The sequence below is a fragment of the Amazonocrinis nigriterrae CENA67 genome (assembly GCF_016056305.1).
In the GTDB taxonomy this organism is placed as follows: domain Bacteria; phylum Cyanobacteriota; class Cyanobacteriia; order Cyanobacteriales; family Nostocaceae; genus Amazonocrinis; species Amazonocrinis nigriterrae.
The window spans coordinates 1-22210 of sequence record NZ_JAECZC010000040.1 but is presented as its reverse complement, the minus strand read 5'-3'; the positions used below and the strand labels follow the sequence as shown (position 1 = coordinate 22210).

The window sequence follows — 22210 nt, the reverse complement described above, 5'->3', positions numbered from 1 at the left end:
CAATAGCTATTGTCTATCTATCTTGGGAAAGAACTTGAATCAGTTGGTAGTTTTGGATAGCACCAACAACGCGATGAGGTGTAGAGACTTGAGGGGTCTGATTTGTATTGATCCAAGCATAGCTAAAAGCTGGCAATTGGGAAACCGTATCTACCTGTTGACCGTGAATAGGAGTGTAGAAATTGAGCAATACAGAGTTTTTGCCCCCGACTTGCACAAAGTAGATAGGATGAGTTTGGAGAATAGGGGCGATCGCGCTTTGTTGAAAAAAAGCTCTATATCGGGGGTTATAATCGCTTAACAAACCCAAGCTTCCAGCCACAGCCAAAGCCAGCCAGCAGGGAATTAACCAGCCAGCCATCCAGTAACGCGCTGTGAGAAACTTTTGATTAAAGCGATAACGAGCAATCCAGATCAAAGGTAAAATTAACCAACCCAACCCGACAATCCAACCAAAGATTGCATACTTGCGGATGTCTGCATTATTCCAAGCAAAAGCCACTACACCCGCTAGCAGAAACAAAATACCTAATACACCACAAGCGTAACTGAGATTACGGGGAATATTTTTCTTTGTTAATCCTATCTGATAAATTCTTGCTAGCCAGTCTAAACCGATTGCCGCCAGCATGGCAATAAAGGGAAATAAAGAAAGACTGTAGTGAGATAAACGAGTCGAGAAAAGACTAATTTCCACAAATAATACAACTGGAAAACCCACTAATAATAAATGATAGCGAGGAATAGGGCGACGCAATACTAAAAATAAACCGAGTAAACTGAAAAATCCCCAAGGAAACGATTTCAGAGGAACATTCCAGACATAGAAAAATACGCTACTTGGATAACGAGGATGGGAATTTTGCTGTATAACAAACTTAAATAATTCCTCAAAGCTACCGTTTCCGTAACGCAGCCAATTGAACCATAGCCAACTCAAAGTAGGAATTAAGCCGACTACAAAGCCTAAATACAAAATTGGATTAGCAAGATGACGATGACGGCGATGTTCACCAATTAAATAAGGTAGTAAAGCAATGATTGGGACAAAAATCATAAAGCTTCTGACTAAGAAGCCCAAACCCAAACTTAAACCAGCAATCAAACTCCAAAAATAGCAATACTTAGGATGTAATTCAGCTTTCAGTAAAGACCAAATAGCTAAAATTACCAAGCAAATCATTGGTACATCAGGTGTACCTAAGCGACAATATTGCAGCCAGAGAAATTCTACAATTAAAATGGCAGCAGCTAGCCAAGCTAATTTTTGATTTAAGATGATTTTGGCGATTTCATATATTAGTAATATAGCCAAAATACCAGCAATCATGCTAGGAAGCCGCACACTCAGTTCACTAACACCAAACAATTCATAGGCAATAGCAATTAACCAATAAGGGCCAGGCGTTTTATGATGAACATTTCCCCAAGGTGCAATCCAGTCGCCAGAGTCAAACATCTGACGCGATCGCCAAGCATAAAGCCCTTCATCATGTGCCATCAAGCTATTCTGTCCAGAATTGAATAGCAATAATGGAAGTAACAAAACTAACAAACTCATATAAGGAAACACTGCCGTTTGGCTGATTCGCCGCCACATAGGCTGTAATAAATGTATTTTATACAACATTGAATTGATAGTAATTAAATACTGCTGTGTCAGATGGTTTATATATTTTTTTATTAAAATATATTACAAAGTTCTTGTGCAAAATAATACCTGAAATTACCTCACCTTTGCGAAAAAGTTCACCAAAATAGAAATCTATGCTACTCAGACCGAATCAACGTCAAAAATTAGATGATACAGACGACAAGCTATTTTATGCCTATCCTCGTTTCGTCACCCATGTCGATGAAGGATTTATTCAACAGCTAACTGATTTATATAGAGAGCGGCTTCAACCCAACACCCGCATACTAGATATGATGAGCAGTTGGGTTTCCCATTTGCCAGAAGAGATGCAGTTTGCCCATGTTGAGGGACACGGACTCAACGCTGAAGAACTAGCACGGAATCCCCAGTTAAATCATTACGTGGTGCAAAATCTCAACGACAATCCGCAGCTACCATTTGCCGATGAAGATTTCGATGCTGTTCTCAATTGCGTTTCAGTGCAGTACGTACAATATCCAGAGGCAGTTTTTTCGGAAATTTACCGCATCCTCAAACCTGGTGGCGTTGCCATTATCAGCTTTTCTAACCGCATGTTTTTTCAAAAAGCGATTCAAGCTTGGCGGGATGCTTCCGAACCAACGAGAGTCGAATTAGTGAAAAACTACTTCGCCTCAGTACCAGGATTTACCACCCCAGAAATCATTGCCCACAAATCCACAATACCGAATTTCTTACAATGGTTGGGTGCGCCTGGAGGAGATCCATTCTATGCTGTCATCGCTTACAAAAAAGCTGAGGTATAAGTAGAACGGCGTAAAAAAACCGAAGTATGTAACGGAAGGTAAAGTTGCCCAAAAAGCTCTTCCCTTCTGCCTTCTGCCCTCTGCCTCCTGCCTTGTCATAACGATAATTTTCAACACCGACCTACTTAAGTTAGGAATTTGGAGTTAGGAATTTGAAGTTAGGAGTTAGTTGTCAGTTGTCAGTCGTAATTCTTACTATCACCCCATCTCCCCCATCTCCCTCATCTCCCTCATCCCCCTACCTTCCCCTTCCCCTTAATAATGATCAAATAGTAAATTTTATTGGTTAAATCGCAAACAAGCATCGATAATTGCCTCAAAGCTCAAGCTTATGGAGAGACTCAACATGATTTTCTACCGTAGACGTAGAATTTTAGCTGCTTTGTTGCTGTCAGTATTACTACTGACCACAGCTTGTACTCCAAAAGAACCCGGACGTTTTGACCAGGCGCAAAAGGAAAGTACCCAACAAAAAAGCGGTCAAGCGGTTGCCAAAAATGCTACCCAAGGCGGGGAATTTAATAAATTTTTCCCATCTGCTGGCGGTGGTTATGAACGCGTCTATACCCAAGAGAAAAAAGGTTTTGCAGAAGCAAAGTTGAAAAAAGCTGGTAAAGATGTAGCTTTACTGTCTATTTCTGACACCACCAGTACACCGACAGCAGCAGCAAAGTTCTCGAACAGCACTAAAAAAATTGGTGGTTATCCAGCAGTGGAAGTAGGCAATACCCAAACAGCAATTTTAGTGGGTAAATACCAAGTAAAAGTGCTTTCCCGCAATCCGTCATTTACAGCAAGCGATCGCGCAGCTTGGATAGAAAAATTTAATCTTGCCGGTCTGGCTAAACTCAAATAGGCTGCACTGCTGAAATTTACATAACAAAACTTAAATAAGGAGATTTTTGTGAGTAAAGCGATTTTTGAGTTGGTTGATCAACTCCCCACCAGCGGCTTGACCATTTCTGTATTAAACGCACTCGATTTTATTGCTCCTGGACAATGGCAAAATACTGTTGGCTTTGTCAACACAATTAAAACTGTCACTGGCGAAACCGACGACGGTTTAATTCAGCAAATTGGCGAACGAGCGATTTATCTTTACAATGATCGCTCCCAAGGATACCAAACAGCTTTGTGGCTCTATCAAACCGTTGATAACACAGATAAAATCCTTGGTGCAGCAGCTTTGGCTAACAAAGTTGGTGAGAAAATACCTTTGTTGGGTTTTTTAAACTCCGTCACTCCCAAACCTGACAAAGCCCAAACCATTGATTTGTCATTGAAATTAGTCGCTGAATTAGTAGCCTTCTGCCAAATTAATGGTATTCCTGGAGACAGCATCGGAGATTTTGTTGCATCTTTGGGTGAGTATAGTGGCGAATCACTCATCCGTATGGTGGCATTAATTTGTGTTGATGGTTTGATACCCCTAGGCCCGGATTTTATCAGCAAAGCCATCTCTGGGTTGAGCCAAACCAGCCCACAAGAGTTAGAACAAAACTCAACTTTTCAAGGCATCAAAGATGTGATTCCTGGCAGTAATGCAGGTAGTAAACTCAACTTCATCGGTGAAAGCTTTGACTCAGTTAAAGGTTGGATGAGTGGAATAGTCGCCTCCAACGGTTTAACGCCACAAAAAGTTGTCCACCACTTACAGAATTTTGTGGAAATTGCAGATGACAAATTAGACTACTTGGCGGCGTTCTTAGATGTGTCTACAAATTACTATGAACACACAGGTACACAAACTTTGGCACGTCGCTTGATTGAACGAGCAGTGGCTGAGATTTAGGGCATAGAGCATGGGGCATGTCTTCCCTAGTCCTCCAATTCCTAGTGATGCGCCACAGAAACTTTGCGTGGTGGTGAGCTAGGGAGGCTGGGAGGAAGAGAGTTATTAATTGTTACTTCTTCGCTCCCCCTGCTCTCCCTGCTCAAGAACAGCTTGCCTTCACTGGGCAATTTTGGGTTGGTGAACTACTAGTCGCACCAGTACCTTTTCATTCATGAATGCTGTACGCAGTTGCTCACAGGTAGCTTGCAAATACTACTTCGACAAATGCTGATGTAGATTCATAATGCCCTATGACGGCAGGTGTTCAAGTCGGCATAGCCGACGACAGTCGCCTCAAGTTGGGAAACCATGCGCGGCAATCGCTCATGGGGGACTCGGGCCCCCCACTCCCTTCGGTCGTGGAGATTGGGGGCTTGGGGTTCCCTTTGGGGTTGGGGGAGGAACCCCCAAGACCCTTACGGATGACGCTCGCAAGCTCGCTACCGCTGACGCTCCGAAAGCGTAGCGTCTCCCCTTGCGAGAAGACTCGCGCTTCGCTAACACCACGGCGTCGTCTCCCCAACGCACTGCCTCCCCTATGCCCTATGCCCTATGCCCTATTTTGTATCTTTTTGCTCAAAAACAGAATTTTATGTAACATCATCTGATACCTAAGGCAGGTATCAGGGAATACTAAAGTTGAATAACAGCACTGTGAGTTCCCTGCTATGTTAGTATTATCCGATACAATATTTACCATCCCCGGATATAGCATTACCGAGCAAATCTACTCTGGCAGCAAAACCCTAGTTTATCGAGGCATCAGAAAACAAGACCAAAAAAGTGTGATCATCAAGCTGTTAAGGAATGAATATCCCACCTTCAATGAAATCGCCCAGTTCCGTAATCAGTACACAATTACGAAAAATTTAGACCATCCAGGGATAGTCAGACCTTTAAGCTTAGAAAACTACCGAAATGGTTACGCCTTAGTGATGGAGGACTTTGGCGGCATATCACTCAAAGATTGGGGAATTGAGAACAGAGGCAAACAAGGAAATGGTATATCTCTGTTAGATTTTTTCCATATAGGCATCAAAATAGCATCCAGCTTAGAGAGATTGCATCGCGATCACATCATCCACAAAGACATCAAACCCGCCAACATCCTGATAAACCCCAGTACGCTGGAAGTCAAACTCATCGACTTCAGCATTGCCACGCTGTTGCCCAGAGAAATTCAATTTCTGACCAATCCCAATGTTTTAGAAGGGACACTGGCTTATATTTCCCCCGAACAAACCGGACGGATGAATCGAGGTATCGACTACCGCAGTGACTTTTATTCGTTGGGCGTCACCTTTTTTGAACTCCTCACTTGGCAGTTACCCTTCACCACCATCGACCCAATGGAGTTAGTGTACTGTCACATTGCCAAACAATCGCCAACAGTCAGTCAGATTAACCCCAGCATTCCGCCAATGCTGTCTCTAATCATCCACAAGCTGATGGCAAAAAATGCCGAAGACCGCTATCAAAGTGCCCACGGACTCAGACATGACCTAGAAGAGTGCCGCAAGCAATGGCAACAGACAGGAAAAATCGCACCCTTCGAGTTGGGGGTTAAAGACATCTCAGACCGTTTCCTCATACCCGAAAAACTCTATGGTCGCCAAGCAGAAGTAGAAAAATTGCTTGCAGCTTTTGAGCGAGTTAGTGGAGAGAAAGTAGGGAGTAGCGAGTGGGGAGTAGGGAAAGATTCTTCAGTACTCACCACTCACCCCTTTGGGGTTCGCCAGTCGCTCATGGAGGAAACCACGCCAGATGCTCCACTTGGGGAAACCCCAAGACCGCACTGGCTCCCCAAGACGGCGCTGGCTCACTACTCCCTACGCCCCTCACATAGTGAACTCATCCTAGTAGCGGGTTTTTCTGGCATTGGTAAAACAGCAGTAGTCAACGAAGTCCACAAACCCATTGTTCGGCAGCGTGGTTACTTTATCAAAGGGAAATTTGACCAATTTCAACGCGATATTCCTTTATCAGCATTGGTGCAAGCCTTTCGAGATTTGATTGGGCAAATACTGTTAGAAACAGATGCTCAAATTCAAAATTGGAAAACCAAGATTGTCTGTGCCTTGGGAGAGCAAAGTCAAGTAATTATTGATGTGATTCCTGAACTTGAACTGATTGTTGGCAAGCAACCAGAAGTGGCAGAACTTTCTGGCAGTGCTGCCGAAAATCGCTTTAATTTATTGTTGCAGAGATTTATTAACATCTTCACTAATAAAGAACATCCCTTAGTGATATTCTTAGATGACTTGCAATGGGCAGATGCAGCTTCTTTAAAATTAATTCAATTATTAATAACTCAAACCCAAGCTTCTGGTCTTGTAGGTGAAACAGAGAATGCAAGCGGTACTCAGGGAGGACTTTTACTGATTGGGGCGTATCGAGATAACGAAGTCACAAAAGCACATCCTTTGGATTTGGCACTCCAGGAGATTCAGAAAACTGGAGCCACAGTTAATACTATCACCCTAACACCTTTAATACAAGGTGATTTAAATCGTTTAATTGCTGATACCTTGAAGTGTGAAGAAAAAGTAGCGATCGCTCTCACACAAATGGTGTATGCCAAAACCAAAGGCAATCCCTTCTTTTCTCATGAATTCCTCAAGGCTTTACATAAAGATGGACTAATTGAATTTAACTTCCATCTGGGTTATTGGCAGTACGACTTGGCAAAAATTCAGTCTTTAGCTTTGACAGATGATGTAGTTGAATTTATGACAATTCAACTGATGAAGTTGCCAAAACAAACTCAAAAAGTCCTGAAATTAGCAGCCTGCATTGGCAACCAATTTGACTTAAATACTCTTGCCATTGTACATGAGAAATCTGCGTTAGATACAGCCTCAGACTTATGGTCAGCGTTACTGGAAGGACTAGTGATACCGCAAGCTGAAGTGTACAAGTTTGTTGAACAAGATGGTCATGAGCAAATTATCGGTTTGGAAGAAGGAGAATTTAACCATAGCAACTGCCAATCAATTCAATATAGATTCATCCACGATCGGGTACAACAAGCAGCTTATTTTTTAATTCCAGAACACCAAAAACAGTCAATTCACTTGAAGATTGGGCAACTGCTATTGAATAATATTCCAGTTGTTCAAAGAGAAGAAAGAATTTTTGAACTGGTAAATCAGTTCAACATAGCAGTACCGTTAATTGAGATACAAAGCGAGAAAGAACAGTTGTCACGGATGAATCTGATTGCTGGACGTAAAGCTTTGGCATCAACTGCTTATCCAGCGGCACTCAAGTATTTAACAACTGGAATTCAACTACTTGCAGATGATAGTTGGCAGACAAAATATGAATTCACCCTAGCTTTGTATGAAACAGCAGCAGAGGCGGCATACCTAGCTGGCGACTTTGAGCAGATGGAACAATTAGCAGAAGTAGTACTGCAACAAGCTCAAACACTGCTGGAGAAAGTAAAAGTTTATGAAGTCAAAATTCAAGCCTGTGGGGCACAGAATCAAGCACTAGAAGCAGTCAACACTGCATTATCATTTTTAAAGTTGTTGGGTGTAGAGTTTCCTGAAAATCCCAGCGAGTCTGATGTTGAGCTAGCAATGGCACAAACAACATCAAATCTCATTGGCAGACGCATTCAGGACTTAATCGACTTGCCAGAGATGACGGATGCTCACACAATAGCAATTATGCGTATCCTATCGAGTGCAACTTCTCTTAGCTCTCGAACCAATGCTCACCTGTTCCTCCTGATTAATTTTAAACAAATCAACTTATCACTCCAACATGGCAATGTATTCTTGTCTGCCTTTGCCTATGTTGCTTACGGGATAATACTCTGCGGTACATTGGGAGACATCGAGTCTGGTTATCAATTTGGCAAGCTGGCTTTAAGTCTATCGACTAAGTGTAATGCTGGAAAAGTTACTACTAAAACCCGACTGGTATTTAATTCAGCTATCCGACATTGGAAGGAACATTCTAAAGAAATATTAAAGCCTTTGTTGGAGGTTTACTCTACTGGACTGGAAGCGGGAGATTTAGAATTTGCAGCCTATTCTCTGAACAATTATTCCTATACTGGATATTTCATAGGTAGAGAACTCACAGGGTTGGAACGGGAAATAGCAAATTATAGTAACGTCATCAGCCAACTCAAGCAAGAAACAGTATTTAGCTGGAATGAAATTTATCGACAGATAGTCTTGAACTTGTTAGGGACTGTGGAAAATCCTGGTCGTTTAATCGGTGAAGCCTACGATGAGGAAAAAATGCTGCCTATTCACTTGCAAACCAACGATGTCATGGCACTTGCATGTTTATATGTTGGCAAACTACATCTGTGTTACTTATTTCACCAGTTCCCTCAAGCAGTTGAAAACGGCATTTTGGCAGAACAGTATTTAATTGCTGTGACAGGACAACTGGTTGTTCCTTTTTTCCATTTTTATGATTCTCTAGCACAGTTGGCAACTTATGCTGACGCTGCTGATTCTGAGCAACATGGCATTCTTGAGCGAGTACAAGCCAATCAAGAAAAAATGCAATACTGGGCGCATCATGCGCCGATGAATTATTTGCATAAATATTATCTTGTAGAGGCTGAACGGTATCGTATTCTAGGTCAATATATAGAAGCGATGGATTATTACGATCGCGCCATCACCCTAGCCAAAGAAAACGAATACATCAACGAAGAAGCGCTAGCCCACGAACTAGCTGCCAAGTTTTATCTGGGATGGGGTAAACAGAAAATTGCCCAAACCTACCTCACGGATGCCTACTATTGCTACGTTCGCTGGGGATCAAAAGCCAAAGTAGACGACTTACAGCAAAACTATCCTCAATTACTGACCCCCATCATCCAGCAAGAAAAACTACTAGTCCAACCCAGAACTCACACCACCACTGAACCGAGCATATCTCTATCTAGTCCCATCACTCACGAAACAGTCATCAGTTCTAACACCAGCATTTCCCAGATGCTAGATTTAGCATCTGTGATCAAAGCCTCCCAAGCATTATCTGGAGAAATCGAGCTAGAGCAACTACTTTCTACCTTAATGGCAGTAGTAATGGAGAATGCCGGTGCTTCTAAAGCCGCGCTGATGTTGAGTGAAGGTGATGGCTTGGGCTTAACCGTGACTGCGGTTAGTTCCAATTCAACATTGGCGTGCATTTCCACTGAGTTTCCATCAACTCATCTAGAGTCTAGTAGTGATATCCCCATTACTTTAATTAACTACGTTAAACGTACTAGGGAAATCTTCGTGATTGATGATGTGAAAGCTGTTGCTTTCCTAGCCAGCGATCGCTACATTATGAGCGAGCAACCCAAGAGCCTATTATGTATCCCAATTATCAATCAAGGTAAATTGCTGGGTATTCTTTACCTGGAAAATAATCTGACCACGGTAGCATTTACACGCGATCGTCTCGAAGTCCTCAAACTCCTCACCACCCAAGCAGCAATTTCCCTAGAAAATGCCATCCTTTATAAGAATTTGGCTCAGGCCAATCAAGACTTAGAGGAATATAACCATACTTTAGAGGAGAAAGTAGCCGAAAGAACAACCGAACTGAACGACAACAATCAACGCTTACAACAAGCACTCTTGGAATTGCAAAATACCCAAAGCCAATTGATTCAAAGTGAAAAAATGTCTTCCTTGGGGGAAATGGTGGCGGGAATTGCCCATGAAATTAATAACCCGATCAATTTTATTCATGGCAACATCGCTCATGCCAGTGAATATGTACAAGATTTACTGGATTTGATTTCTATCTATCAACAGGAATACCCCAATCCTTCAGAGCTAGTTCAAGAGAAAGCCTTAGAGATTGACGCAGATTTTTTGGCACAAGACTTGCCGAAAATTCTCGATTCCATGAAAGTTGGGAGTTCACGTATTCGCAATATTGTTTTGGGTTTACGCAATTTCTCCCGCCTTGATGAAGCAGAAATGAAGCCTGTGGATATTCATGAAGGTATTGATAACACCTTAATGATCTTGCAGCATCGACTCAAAGAAAAGAGCGATCGCCAGGAAATTGAGGTGATTAAAAAATATGGGCAACTACCACTAGTCAGTTGTTACCCTGGTCAACTCAATCAAGTGTTTATGAATATCCTCAGTAATGCCATTGATGCACTTGAAGAGTCATTAGTCAAGAGTCAGTGGTCAGTGGGTAAAACAAAAACAACTAACAAACCGCAAATTCATATTAGCACTGAGCTAGGAGACTCTAATACTTTAAGGATTTGCATCGCTGATAACGGTGGTGGCATGACTGCCAAGGTGTGTCAGAAAATTTTTGACCCATTTTTTACTACTAAGCCCATTGGTAGTGGTACAGGATTGGGGTTGTCAATTAGCTATCAAGTGGTTGTGGATAAACACAAAGGTCAGTTAACCTGTAATTCTACTCTGGGAAAAGGAACTGAGTTTGTCATTGAGATTCCCCTGCGACAGTAAGATCATGTCCGTCGGATTATTTATAAATAGGAGGCACAAGGCAAGAGGGAAAAGCCTTGCTTCGTGCCTGATAAAGCTGGTGGGGTCAAGGTAAGAATTTTCCCCAATCCACACCAGCGTCATTTTAGGTTAGCGACCTACTAATGGGGTGGGTGTAGTTGCCGTAGTCATCGGAGATTTTTGACGCTGACGCCGCCCTGTAATCACTAATTTGATGCCACTGGTCGGTGCAAGGGTAACACCTCGACGTTGAGGCCGTACTGGCCGCTGCTCAACTAGTGCGAGTTCATAAGTAGACAGGATTTTTGCCAAAACTACCTTCATTTCAAAAATAGCCATAGCCTCACCAATACAGCGACGAACGCCACCAAAAGGCATAAATTCATAGGGAGTAAATTGGCGCTCTAGAAAGCGTTCTGGGCGAAACTCTTTAGGTTGGGGATATAAATCCTCACGCTGATGCATAAGGTAGATGGAGCCAACTGCTACGGTACCTGGCTCTAATGAGTATCCTAGTATGTCAACGGGTTCTTGCACTAACGTGGGCAACGTCAACATTACAATCGGGTAAATCCGTAAAGTTTCATTACAGATAGCTGTGAGATAAGGTAGTCGGAAAATGGTCATCGGGTCAGGCGAATCGCCCAGGGTATCCAATTCTTGGAGCAGTTTTTCTTTGACTTCAGGCTTGCGGTGAATCCAATACAATGCCCAAGCCATTGCTGTTGCTGCGGTTTCATATCCACCAAACATCAGGGTTTTGATTTCATCGCGCAACTCTTCATCAGTCATCGGTTGTCCGGCTTCATCTGTTGCATCCATCAGCAACGAAAGAATATCGATGCGGTCTGGATCGAGTTTTTGACGACGTTCAACAATTTCAGCGTGGAGCAATTCATTTACTTGCTGCCGCCGACGCACAAACCCCCCCCAAGGACTTTTAGCTCCTAAATCTTGTTGGAGAAAGGGTAACAACAAGAAGCTAGAAGTCAGTGGGGAGTCAAAGACATCTAACATCGATACTATTAACTGCATGAGTTGTTCGCAACGTTCTCCCTCATGCAAGCCAAGGAGAACCTGTGAGATCACTTGCAGAGAAATCTCCTGCGTGGCAGTACGAGCCTGGAAGGTTTGGCCTATTGACAACTGACTAAAGACTTTGGCAGCGATATCATCAAATAGATGACCGTAGGCTCTCATCCGGTCTCCATGAAACGAGGGCATCAACAGTTGTCGCCGCCGTTTGTGGGGAGCGCCCCCTAACATAATCAGTGAATACTCCCCTAGTATGGGTTGTAAAATTTGGTTGAGTTTACCATCGGCTGCAAACTTGCTTCTTTGGCTGGTTAAAATTTGCTGCATTGCCTGAGGATGGCTGACAAATACCAGGGTGTTGCCAAAACCAACTACTTCACCAGTGAAAAGGTCAGGATATTGCTGGGCTGAGCTTTCCATATATCCCATAGGATCAAAAATCCATTGGATCTTCTGGAGCAAAGAGGGGGATTTAATACGATTGGGTAGTTGCATAAAAATTTTTCCTTGCGAAATGAGGCGAGTGTTACACTATGATTTCTGGAGCCATACCAACAGCTAAATCCAGCTTTTCCGCAGACTGATAGCGACCAGAGTGAGAATACCAATCGAGGTTGCCGCGTATCCAGGTATGACACCCTGATATGTATTTTGCAAGTTGAGTATCTACCTCTTCTCCAAAAGATGGAATAGATACTTCTAAATTCATCATCTTTTGTACTTCTTGGTCGTGCATTTCGGCAGCAAACTTGATTGCTTGTTCTAAAGGAAGTTGCTGTTGATAATGCAGTACCAATACTAAGTTATGAACATCTCCACTTGCCATTTCTCTGGGTGCAGAAAAGATATCGTTACACCACGCAAGAATGTTAATTGTCATCTCTTGTAGTTTCTTAACGATGTCGTGCTTTCGCAAAATATCGGGAATCATAAATGGATTAAACAATTCAATCCATAAAAGGATTAGATCCCCCGCCACACTTAATCTACGTAGGTTCGTATAGGTTTCAACATTGGGTATAATTCCCTGAGCGCGGTTAGTTGCTTCTAAAACACATCCATCAAAGAAGTCTTCAAAGCTGCAAACGACGCGATGCAATAATTTTGCACTCCCTGTTTTGAGCATCCTTTGGCGGATGTCATTCAAGGCATAAGTAAGAGGTAGATCTTCGCTCGTCAGTTCTGCTCCGTTGAAGATTTCCAGAAACCTTTTGTAATAACTCTTGAGCAATTCAGGTTTTTTGCCTAAATCTGACATGTCCCACTGGTCATCCCAAATGAACAACCAACTCAACCAGTCATTTGCAATTTTTAGTTGTTCAAGTTCGCAGTTGGGATAGGTACTTGCAGCCAGCCAAGAAAATTTTGCCTTGCTGAAACGCCGATAAACTGATTCATCTCGTAAAAGGTTGAAGCGTAGCACCCATTCAAAGGCATAATCTTCTAGAACATCAGCATACTTATTAATCTGAGGTGAAAATGGACAGTATAATTCCGGCCACACGAACTCGTTCATGACAACTCCATTTTTAACAGAGAAACAGAATCAATTTTCTTGCTAATAGTTGTTAGCAGATATTTGTGTCACTCTCTTATCTGCAAAACTTTAGCTATGGAATTCTTGAGGATTTAAATTATGTCTTAAAATCCTAGTGATACCACATCTAAGCTTTAGCCTACACAGAACTTGATAAGAACTGAACTCTAACTAAAACTGAACTCTATTTGGAGATATTTGTTTAAATCTACAAAATTCATTGCCAAAGAGTAATGTAGATCAAAAGGCTGAACTTGGTTGAGTAACTATACTTTTGTATTGCCGACATTTCATGAATGGCGCTTGGGGAACTTTTACTTGCTTCAACGTTTCGCGCCTTGTATTTCAGTGGTTTAGCTTTAACCAAATTAGCTGTTGCACTACACTTAATAGGGTGTAAAACTCACATTTACTGCCACTAGGGTAGCCCTAAATGAATTGTAAAATTTTGATTTCAACAAAGTATTTTCACAACTTCAACAAGGTTATTAAGCTGTTATGCATTTAAATTACATACTGACTTATGAAGTTTATCTATGAAGTTATGATAGTTGCAAGCCCATGCTCAGACTTCTATCTTTGTCATTCGTTATTAATCATTTGTGTTTACAAAAGACTAATGATTAATGAGCGCCACTTGCTACTCTAGCTTAAGCCGCCTAGAAGGCGTCATAAGTTTGGAAACCAAAGTAACGTACAGGCTCATGATGACGAACGATCTTCACAGAAAATACTGCAATATGTAAGCGCATTAGCTTATGTGTGCAGTGTTGTATGAGATTACGTTGAGTTAAGCTTGCATAGCAAAACTTAACCTGGTTAATCATTTTTTAATATTTTCATGAAAAAAGACATCCGTGGTTTTATGTAATTTAAAAAATAATTTAACTTTTATATACTTATATGTGATTAATTTAACATTTTTTTAAGATAGATCACGAAATATTTAAGTATTGTTACTGTTTTTTTGTTTGCCTTCTAATTAGATAAAACGCTTGGAAGCATACTATGAAATGCTTAGAGCAACTTTTTATATATTTTAGTTTAATAGTGATTGAAGTTTTATTTGTAACTAAGTAATTAAGTGTTTAGCTAAAAATGTTATCAAACCATAACCTAATTATGATGATACAACATCTTTTTTGACGTAAATTGCTAAAAAAACATAGTGACAATTTTGGTTTCTATCTTTTGGAATAGACCTTTTTCTATCTAATTCCAGATGAAATTATAAACTATAAATTAAGTCGTATTTTATACACTAAGACTATATTTAACATATTATGGTAGATGTTGAGTATAAATACAGATGACCAATTAGAAAAACCTGGTGTACATAAATTTTGTAATATTTGAGAAAACGCCAAAAATCAAGCTTAAAAAGTAAAAAAGCTGCCTGAGACAGCCTTTTGGTAATGACAATTAAAAAAATATCTCATTGTAATTATTCGTTCCTAACTCTTGACGGTTGACAGTCAACAGGAACCAGTGGGTTGCTGCTTCATTTTTTAATTGCGAATTGCGTTAGCGAAGCGGTAGCGTTAGCGAGGAACGAGCATCGGAACGAGCGTCATTGCAAATTGGTATTATCTGCGTGAAACAGCCTTTTACTAAAGACTGATAATTTTAAATCACACCAGTTGCTACCGGATGGAAAGGCACGCAAAACGAGTCTATAACGCTTTGAATCCGCAAACCACTCCAAAGCGATCGCCAGAAGTAGCTTGACGACGCTTGGATCGAATAGTATGCTAATTAACAAACAAAAACCTGAATACTGCCACTACTCAAGAATATCGGCTATCTGGGCAAATTCAAATTTGCAGCTAGAGTATCCAAATAAGGCTGAAAAACTGCTAAATTTTCCAGTTTCTCGAACTTTCCAGTTACAGAGCTTGGGTCAAAAGCTGTACTAATTACGTAAAGCCTTGTACCATCAAAGGCAACATAACCTATATGTTGCTCTTGCACTCCGCCCTCAACTTTAAGTCCTATAAACCCGTAACGTATTCCCTGAAGTTTACCAACTGATGCTTGTTGCGGGGGATAGGGTGAGAACACTATTTTGTTTGCATAGCTACTTTGACGATCTTTCGCTAAAGTAGCATAGAAGTTGGCAACCCAAGCTCTGAGTGCTTTTAATAACTGGGTTTGGTACTTGGGACTTTGGTAGTCCACCTGAGAATTGAGCGGAATACCCGCCACTGTGAGATTTTTTTGGAAATCTGGATTATTATTGACTGGGTAAACCCCTATTTCGACTGTACCTAAAATTTCTCCTTTTGAGGCAATACACAATAAAGGTGCATTTCCCTGGCAAGCAGCAACTTGCCAGCCGTTGGGGGTGGGAATCTCACTACCTAAGATTCTCTTCCAAATATTTTCTTCTACCGATTCGGGAGTTGTTGAAGGAGAGGCTTGAGGGGAATTACTTTGAGTCGGCGTAACTACAGGATTAGGTTTTTCCACTTTGGTAGCAGAAAAGTAAGGGAGAAAAAATTTTACTCCCAGTGGCATTAAAACCAGTAGAATAGCACCAAGTAAAAGATGATAAACACGCAACATTTTCTTTGAAAATTCAGAGCCAGAGCTTTTAGATAGAGGATATCCACAATACTTTGTGAGTATAGCGGAAGATACATCTACATTGCTTTGAATTCCCAAAAGGAAACTTCAGAAATTACTTGCGTTTACAAACATATTCGTAGCAACGCTGTCTTTTCACAAGAGCGCTACCACGAATATTGAGTTGATTTATATTTGCCTAATTATTTACAGACTGTCATACAAAGTCGCAGAGGAAATTACCTTTGATGTCTTATCTGTAGCGAGAACGGTTCCTACGACTTTGTTTATGTCTAGCAACTGCTTTACGTTTCTCTTTTTCTAATGGCGTCTCGAAGTGACGCTTTTTCCTCATATCCTGGAAAATCCCAGCTTTAGATACTTCCCGTTTAAATCTTCGCAAAGCTGACTCAATACCTTCATTCTCCCCCAAAACTACTTGTGTCATTCTCATTCCTCCCCATATGGATGAATAGTTGAAGACTAGAGACAAAATAAAATATTCCAGCAGTGTCGAGCCTTTGGCTTTACCTGCTGGAGACTCTAGATGTTAAATTATTAAATTAAACTTTAGTAGCGGCGATTATTGCGTGTATTATTGCCCCAGCCACCACGAGAAGGACTTCTTTCTTCACGTGGCTTAGCTTTGTTAACTTTTAAATCACGCCCCATCCATTCAGCGCCATCAAGTGCTTCAATGGCAGATACTTCTTGAGCGTCTGTTTCCATTTCTACAAAGGCAAAGCCGCGAGGACGACCTGTATCCCTGTCTGTAGGTAGCTGAACGCGTGTAACTGTTCCATACTCTGCAAAAGCTAGCTTCAGGTCTTCTGCTGTTACCTGATAGGATAGATTACCGACATAAATTGACATAAAATGTCTCCGAATTTAGAAAGTGTAGAGAGTTAAATTCGGAGAGACGCTTTTAAAAATCAAAACGAATAACTCAACCGAAAATAATCCTTATATCCTAAACTATAGCACAGCCCTTGGCTATCGTCTCACACTAACTAGCTAGCAAATATAAGTCTTTCAAAGCAGGTTTTAAAATCTGCAAATAAATGGCTTATATTACCTAACTTAGGGATTGCACTGTATAAATGCAAATTGGTAGTAGCTAGCGCTTCAGAGCTTTGGCCTTGAAAATCAGGCTGATGACTGAAGGATCGTAAAATATAAGGATTCTCACGAGACTCAATTATACCATGAACAACTGTGATGAAAGGGCATTTCAACATAAATTTTCTTGGCTTTAGCCATGAGGCAGCTGTGCTAATACTTTTTCTGCTTCTTGACACAGCAATTCGTGATGTTGTCCGTTACTAGCAAGCAAACCACCCCATTGATTGATATCACCTGTATTGTATTGCAACAAACTGCCGTCAAAGTGCGTAAACTTGCCACCAGCTTCTGTCAAAATCAGTTCTGGGGCGGCTATATCCCAGTCTTTGGGGGCAGATTTGCCGGAAAGGGAGATATAAACATCCGCCTGTTGTTCGAGAATGGTGGCAATTTTGCAACCTATGCTACCAACTGCTTTTTGTTTTTGACAGGGCAAGTTTTCTAGTAAGTAATTTAACCTTTCATTGCGGTGAGAGCGACTCACAACTAGGGTTAAATCCTCAATTGGTTTACTTGAAGACAGACGTAAGGGAATAGAACCGTCACGGGTTTCGACAAATGTACCTGTACCTTTGGTAGCATAATAGAGCTTTTCTGCTTCCGGCACTGCCACTACTGCTAAGACTGGACGTGTTTCCTTGACTAAAGCGATGTGAATTGCATATTCGCCGGTTTTGTCGATAAAGTCTCGTGTGCCATCTAAAGGATCGATAATCCACACCCAACTAGGGTTATCAGCTTGTGCGTCATTACGGGATTTATAGGTTTCTTCGCTGATGTAGCCAAAATCTTCATGACCCAAAGCTGCTTGTAGCTGATCCAAAATGTATTGACTCACAGCTACATCTGCAACGGTGACAGGTTCATTTTGTTGATATTGCACATTGAGGCTAGAGTCTTTTGCACTGCCGTGGTAGTACGACCTTAGTATATCTGCTGCATCCCAACTCACTTGTCGCGCGATCGCTAATATTTCTTGCAAGTCTTTCATTAATTCAGCCTTTTTCTAACTTAACTTCTACAATTTTGATTCCATCCAACGGCGCGTACCAAAAAATTGACAGGAATCAGCAGCAACCCTAGCAGCCTGTGCCAATGCATCAGTAAAACTTGACTGTAAAATATAGTTGCAGAAAGCACCGTGAAAAATATCTCCAGCCCCCAGTGTATCAACTGCTTGAACAGAGGGTACAGTTAAAATACCAGTTTGACCATTACTCAAATATGCAATTGGTTTCTCGCCATGTGTAATAGCAATGTGAGGAATTTTAAATGCATTGAGATATGCAAAAACTTCTTCCTCTATGCGGCAAAAAGGCGGATAAAAATTCGCAGAACAAACGGCATAATCTACAAAAGGCAAAACTTGCTCAAAACCAGTTTTCCAACTACCACCATCAATAATTACTGGTATATTCTTAGCTTTAGCCATGAGGGCTATGTCATAACTAACCGCCATCTGGTGTCCATCAATCAATACAATATCAACATTTTGCAAAATATCTGGCGGGATAGATGTATGACTGGCTTGAGTTTTGACAGCATTAATAGAAACCACAGCTCGTTCACCCGTAGCTTGGGTAACAATTATAGAGGAGACAGGGGGCGCTGCACTAGTACTTGGTTCCAAGTCAGCGATCGCAACTTGATAATTAGCCAAATCGCTTTGAATTAGTTGTGTCATCGGGTGAGAACCCAACACGCCCAAGATATTGGCTTGATTACCTAAATGGCTGAATGTCACAGCTGCATTTGTCGCTGGGCCACCGGCTGCGACAGTATAGTCAATAGCAACAATTTTCTGATTATTCCTAGGGGCGGAATCAGCAAGATAAATTAAATCTAAGGTTAGTAAACCGACAAAAAGACCTTTGGAATTGGGCATTGGGTATGGGGAATTGGGAATTGGGCATGGGGAATTGGGAATTGGGAATTGGGAATTGGGAATTGGGCATGGGGCAGGATAAAACTATTAACTCCTAACTCCTAACTCCTAACTCAGCACTCAACATTCAGCACTGCGATAATATTCATCTATGGATACAAAACCAGGAACACTTTACGTTGTCGGTACACCAATTGGCAACCTGGAAGATATGACCTTTCGGGCGGTGCGGATTTTGCAAACTGTGGATCTGATTGCAGCGGAAGATACTCGCCACACTGGGAAATTGCTACAGCATTTTCAAGTTAAAACGCCCCAGGTGAGTTACCACGAACACAATCGTAGCAGCCGTATCCCAGAATTATTAGAACATTTGGGGAATGGTAAAGCGATCGCTCTTGTCAGTGATGCGGGGATGCCAGGTATTTCTGATCCTGGATATGAGCTGGTGAAAGCTTGTATTGCAGCTGGAATCACCGTAGTTCCTATCCCTGGTGCTAGTGCAGCAATTACGGCTTTGAGTGCAGCGGGACTACCAACGGATCGGTTTGTGTTTGAAGGCTTTTTGCCAGCTAAAGGTCAACAACGGCGAGAACATTTAGAGTCTTTGCAGACAGAATCTCGCACTTTAATTTTCTATGAATCACCGCACCGTTTGCGAGAAACTTTACAAGATTTAGCACAAGTTTGGGGAAGCGATCGCCAAATTGTGCTGGCACGGGAATTAACTAAATTTTATGAGGAATTTTGGCGGGGAACAATTGCCGAAGCGATCGCCCACTACAATCAACGCGACCCCCAAGGCGAATACACGCTGTTAGTGGCGGGAACTCCACCCAGCCAGACCCAACTGACAGAAGAAGAATTAAAAGCTGAACTGCAACATTTAATTAGTCAGGGCATATCGCGATCGCAAGCTAGCCGACAATTAGCAAAATTTACTTCTCTTCCCCGTCGCCAAATCTATCAATTAGCTCTTTCTCTAGTGACTGAATAGCCTTTAATTATACTTTTGCTTAAGTGTTAATACTTAATAAATTTACCCATGCATACACTAGAATTTAAAAACAGAACTATGATTTTGTGAAAATTCTCAGTTGCTAAAAATAAAAAAATATTATGGGTAATTTGTTAATCAAACTTGTAGGTTTATTTTTACTGATTACAGGCATCTACTTTTGGGGACAGGATATCATATTTGCTAGTGGTTATTATTCATATTTTTACGGCAGTTTATCGGCTACTGGCTCAGTTATGGCAATCATGGCTGGCGTTTTGGCGTTAGTCTTTTTTCGCCGAGAAACTGGTAACTTGGGATGGATTTTATTAAGTATTGGTATCGTGCTAGTTATTTTAAGTGGCGGAGTGATTTTGAGACCAACTAGTTTATGGAATTTTTTTATTGCTTTTACTGCATTAGCAGTTGGATATAAATTCTTAAACCAAGGTAGAATTAGGTTTTAAAGCTGGTGTCAATGGTATTAGTTGTACATTGTTGGTAGTAGCTAAGTTTACCTATCTTTGCTGCTGTAGTGCAGTCAGGAAAATTTGATATATAATTCTTCTATATTTCCTACTGTTGCTGCAAGTGCATTATGGCACTGGCAATGGTTTGTAGCTAAGTGCCAACTTGACTAACAAGAAGCACAAATAAGCTGCCTCAACTGGATAAATTGCCTTTTATCCTGGCGTTTGCATAGGGAAATTTGGCTAAGTTTGAGGCTAGTATTACAATGGAAACTATTAATTATGAGGACAAAGCCAGAATGACCCAAGTGGTTCTAGGAGAAAACGAAGGAATAGATTCAGCTCTGCGTCGATTTAAACGCCAGGTCTCGAAAGCTGGTATATTGGCTGATGTGAAGTATCATCGGCACTTTGAAACACCGTTGGAAAAGCGCAAACGTAAGGCAGTGGCAGCTAGACGCAAACGCCGTTTTAAATAAACCTATTCGGCTTGGTATTGGTATTGCTTGAGGAATGACCTTCAAGAAGCAATACCACATTGCCGTTATTCTTACAAAAAATTAAGCAACATGCGCCGCACCCCTTACTGGGGTGTGGGTGTATTGCTTTCCATTTAAATAATGCAGATTATTAAAGATTTTGCTTTAGTTGGTTGGAGCTAGCTGTAATTGCTGCCTATCAACCAACATATAGCAAAGTGCTGAGTAGAAACCAAATTGCTTATTGGCTTTGAGCAATCAGCATTGTCCTAAACTATGCTTCGATTACTGTGACTATTTTAAAACTCCCTTAGCTTCTTTTGTCAAGCTGAGACAGCAGTATCTACAAAAGCTCAACAGTACGACTATTACAACGATTCATTGCCTTTTCTACTCCTTGTTTGAGGCTAAGTTCTACACATTCAACTACAAACTGGAGTACAAGAGACATGAGTTGAGTTTCGGTGGTAGAAAATTTTCCTAGCACATGGGAGACAGACTCAGAGTTATCACCATTAGTGCTATTTTTGGGTTTACCAATGCCGATTCGCAGCCGGGGAAAGTTTTGGGTGCTAAGATGAGCGATCGCACTCTTCATACCATTGTGTCCCCCAGCGGAACCAGACAAGCGTAGGCGAGTCTTTCCTAAAGGCAAGTCCATATCGTCATAAATCACTAGCACAGACTCTGGCGGCAATTTATACCAACTTGTCACCGCTTGAATTGACTGTCCGGAACGATTCATATAAGTCAAAGGCTTTAGCAAGCGGATTTTACCTCCACCTGGTGCCATACCTTCGCCATACTCTCCTTGAAACTTGCGATTTTCCGCTAAGGGAATTTGCCAAGAACGAGAAATAGCATCTACAGCAGCAAAGCCAATATTGTGGCGTGTTTGGTCATACTTGGGTTCAGGATTCCCCAACCCGACAATTAGTTGGGGAATCACCACAGCACTTTGCGTAACAGCTTCTGTCATTTTGCCTACAATTAATCGATTCCCAGCATCTTAACTAGCTTGGGAAGAACCAGCAGCATCTTGTTCAGATTTAGCTGCTGGGATTTGCTTGGGTTCAATTTCAGCAGTAGTTTTCACAGCTTGTTCTATTTGTTCAGCTTCGCGCTTAAACTCATTTTGAAATTCATTAGAAGCTTCTTGAAAACCGCGAATTGCTTTACCCAGACTACGGCCAATCTCTGGCAGTTTCTTCGGCCCAAAGATTAACAGCGCCACTACCATAATTAGACCCATTTCCGGCAAACCGATACCAAATACATTCATTACTGTGTCTCCTGTAAACAATAAAATCGTGGCTGAAATTCACATATGTAGTCTAGACAATAGTGATAGCGAGTTGCATTCAAAGGTAGTGGGGGGGATGGTGGAGATGAGGGGGATGAGGG

Annotated in this window: 17 protein-coding genes; 7 read left to right on the top strand and 10 right to left on the bottom strand. The window is 41.5% G+C overall.

What is annotated here, in order from left to right; all coding sequences use genetic code 11:
- Positions 1-13 precede the first annotated feature (13 nt).
- On the bottom strand, positions 14-1630 hold the full coding sequence (locus tag I8748_RS19265; protein WP_198126178.1) for an ArnT family glycosyltransferase: 1617 nt from the start codon (positions 1628-1630) through the stop codon (positions 14-16).
- 137 nt (positions 1631-1767) lie between these two features.
- On the opposite strand from I8748_RS19265, the gene I8748_RS19260 reads away from it, so the two are divergent.
- The 4 genes from I8748_RS19260 to I8748_RS19245 all read left to right on the top strand — a co-directional run bounded on the left by I8748_RS19260 (position 1768) and on the right by I8748_RS19245 (position 10716).
- Positions 1768-2421, top strand: coding sequence for a class I SAM-dependent methyltransferase (locus tag I8748_RS19260; RefSeq protein WP_198126177.1), 654 nt, complete (start codon positions 1768-1770; stop codon positions 2419-2421).
- A gap of 346 nt (positions 2422-2767) precedes the next feature.
- On the top strand, positions 2768-3277 hold the full coding sequence (locus I8748_RS19255; protein ID WP_198126176.1) for a hypothetical protein: 510 nt from the start codon (positions 2768-2770) through the stop codon (positions 3275-3277).
- Positions 3278-3325: 48 nt separating this feature from the next.
- Positions 3326-4213: a hypothetical protein gene (locus tag I8748_RS19250; RefSeq protein ID WP_198126175.1), complete on the top strand. Its 888-nt coding sequence runs from the start codon at positions 3326-3328 to the stop codon at positions 4211-4213.
- 710 nt (positions 4214-4923) lie between these two features.
- Entirely contained in the window at positions 4924-10716 is a 5793-nt protein-coding gene (locus tag I8748_RS19245; protein WP_198126174.1) for a trifunctional serine/threonine-protein kinase/ATP-binding protein/sensor histidine kinase, read from the top strand.
- Between the two features lie 129 nt (positions 10717-10845).
- On the opposite strand, the gene I8748_RS19240 is transcribed toward I8748_RS19245, so the two are convergent.
- From I8748_RS19240 to I8748_RS19210, 7 genes are all read right to left on the bottom strand, one after another.
- On the bottom strand, positions 10846-12246 hold the full coding sequence (locus I8748_RS19240) for a cytochrome P450 (protein ID WP_198126173.1): 1401 nt from the start codon (positions 12244-12246) through the stop codon (positions 10846-10848).
- 31 nt (positions 12247-12277) lie between these two features.
- On the bottom strand, positions 12278-13267 hold the full coding sequence (locus I8748_RS19235) for a terpene synthase family protein (protein WP_198126172.1): 990 nt from the start codon (positions 13265-13267) through the stop codon (positions 12278-12280).
- 1821 nt (positions 13268-15088) lie between these two features.
- Positions 15089-15853 carry a hypothetical protein gene (locus tag I8748_RS19230; protein WP_198126171.1) on the bottom strand — a complete coding sequence of 255 codons (765 nt, stop codon included), beginning with the start codon at positions 15851-15853 and terminating at the stop codon, positions 15089-15091.
- Between the two features lie 253 nt (positions 15854-16106).
- A complete protein-coding gene (gene rpsU, locus I8748_RS19225; protein WP_096551447.1) occupies positions 16107-16301 on the bottom strand; it encodes a 30S ribosomal protein S21 in 195 nt (64 codons plus the stop codon).
- 122 nt (positions 16302-16423) lie between these two features.
- Positions 16424-16726, bottom strand: coding sequence for an RNA recognition motif domain-containing protein (locus tag I8748_RS19220; protein ID WP_096551445.1), 303 nt, complete (start codon positions 16724-16726; stop codon positions 16424-16426).
- Between the two features lie 379 nt (positions 16727-17105).
- Positions 17106-17966: a 3'(2'),5'-bisphosphate nucleotidase CysQ family protein gene (locus tag I8748_RS19215; RefSeq protein WP_198126170.1), complete on the bottom strand. Its 861-nt coding sequence runs from the start codon at positions 17964-17966 to the stop codon at positions 17106-17108.
- A 27-nt stretch (positions 17967-17993) separates the two neighbouring features.
- Positions 17994-18860, bottom strand: a complete 867-nt coding sequence (locus I8748_RS19210) for a sugar kinase (protein WP_198126169.1) — start codon at positions 18858-18860, stop codon at positions 17994-17996.
- 151 nt (positions 18861-19011) lie between these two features.
- Between I8748_RS19210 and rsmI the strand changes: the two genes are divergently transcribed.
- The 3 genes from rsmI to rpsU (I8748_RS19195) all read left to right on the top strand — a co-directional run bounded on the left by rsmI (position 19012) and on the right by rpsU (I8748_RS19195) (position 20806).
- Positions 19012-19857: a 16S rRNA (cytidine(1402)-2'-O)-methyltransferase gene (gene rsmI, locus I8748_RS19205; RefSeq protein WP_198126168.1), complete on the top strand. Its 846-nt coding sequence runs from the start codon at positions 19012-19014 to the stop codon at positions 19855-19857.
- Positions 19858-19979: 122 nt separating this feature from the next.
- Positions 19980-20324 (top strand): hypothetical protein, encoded by a 345-nt coding sequence (locus I8748_RS19200; RefSeq protein WP_198126167.1) that lies wholly within the window; start codon positions 19980-19982, stop codon positions 20322-20324.
- A gap of 302 nt (positions 20325-20626) precedes the next feature.
- Positions 20627-20806, top strand: a complete 180-nt coding sequence (gene rpsU / locus I8748_RS19195; RefSeq protein WP_008226419.1) for a 30S ribosomal protein S21 — start codon at positions 20627-20629, stop codon at positions 20804-20806.
- Positions 20807-21149: 343 nt separating this feature from the next.
- On the opposite strand, the gene pth is transcribed toward rpsU (I8748_RS19195), so the two are convergent.
- Both pth and I8748_RS19185 read right to left on the bottom strand, forming a co-directional pair.
- Complete coding sequence (gene pth / locus I8748_RS19190; RefSeq protein WP_198126166.1) at positions 21150-21785, bottom strand: aminoacyl-tRNA hydrolase; 636 nt, start codon at positions 21783-21785, stop codon at positions 21150-21152.
- A 30-nt stretch (positions 21786-21815) separates the two neighbouring features.
- Entirely contained in the window at positions 21816-22088 is a 273-nt protein-coding gene (locus I8748_RS19185; protein WP_198126165.1) for a TatA/E family twin arginine-targeting protein translocase, read from the bottom strand.
- Between the last annotated feature and the right edge of the window lie 122 nt (positions 22089-22210).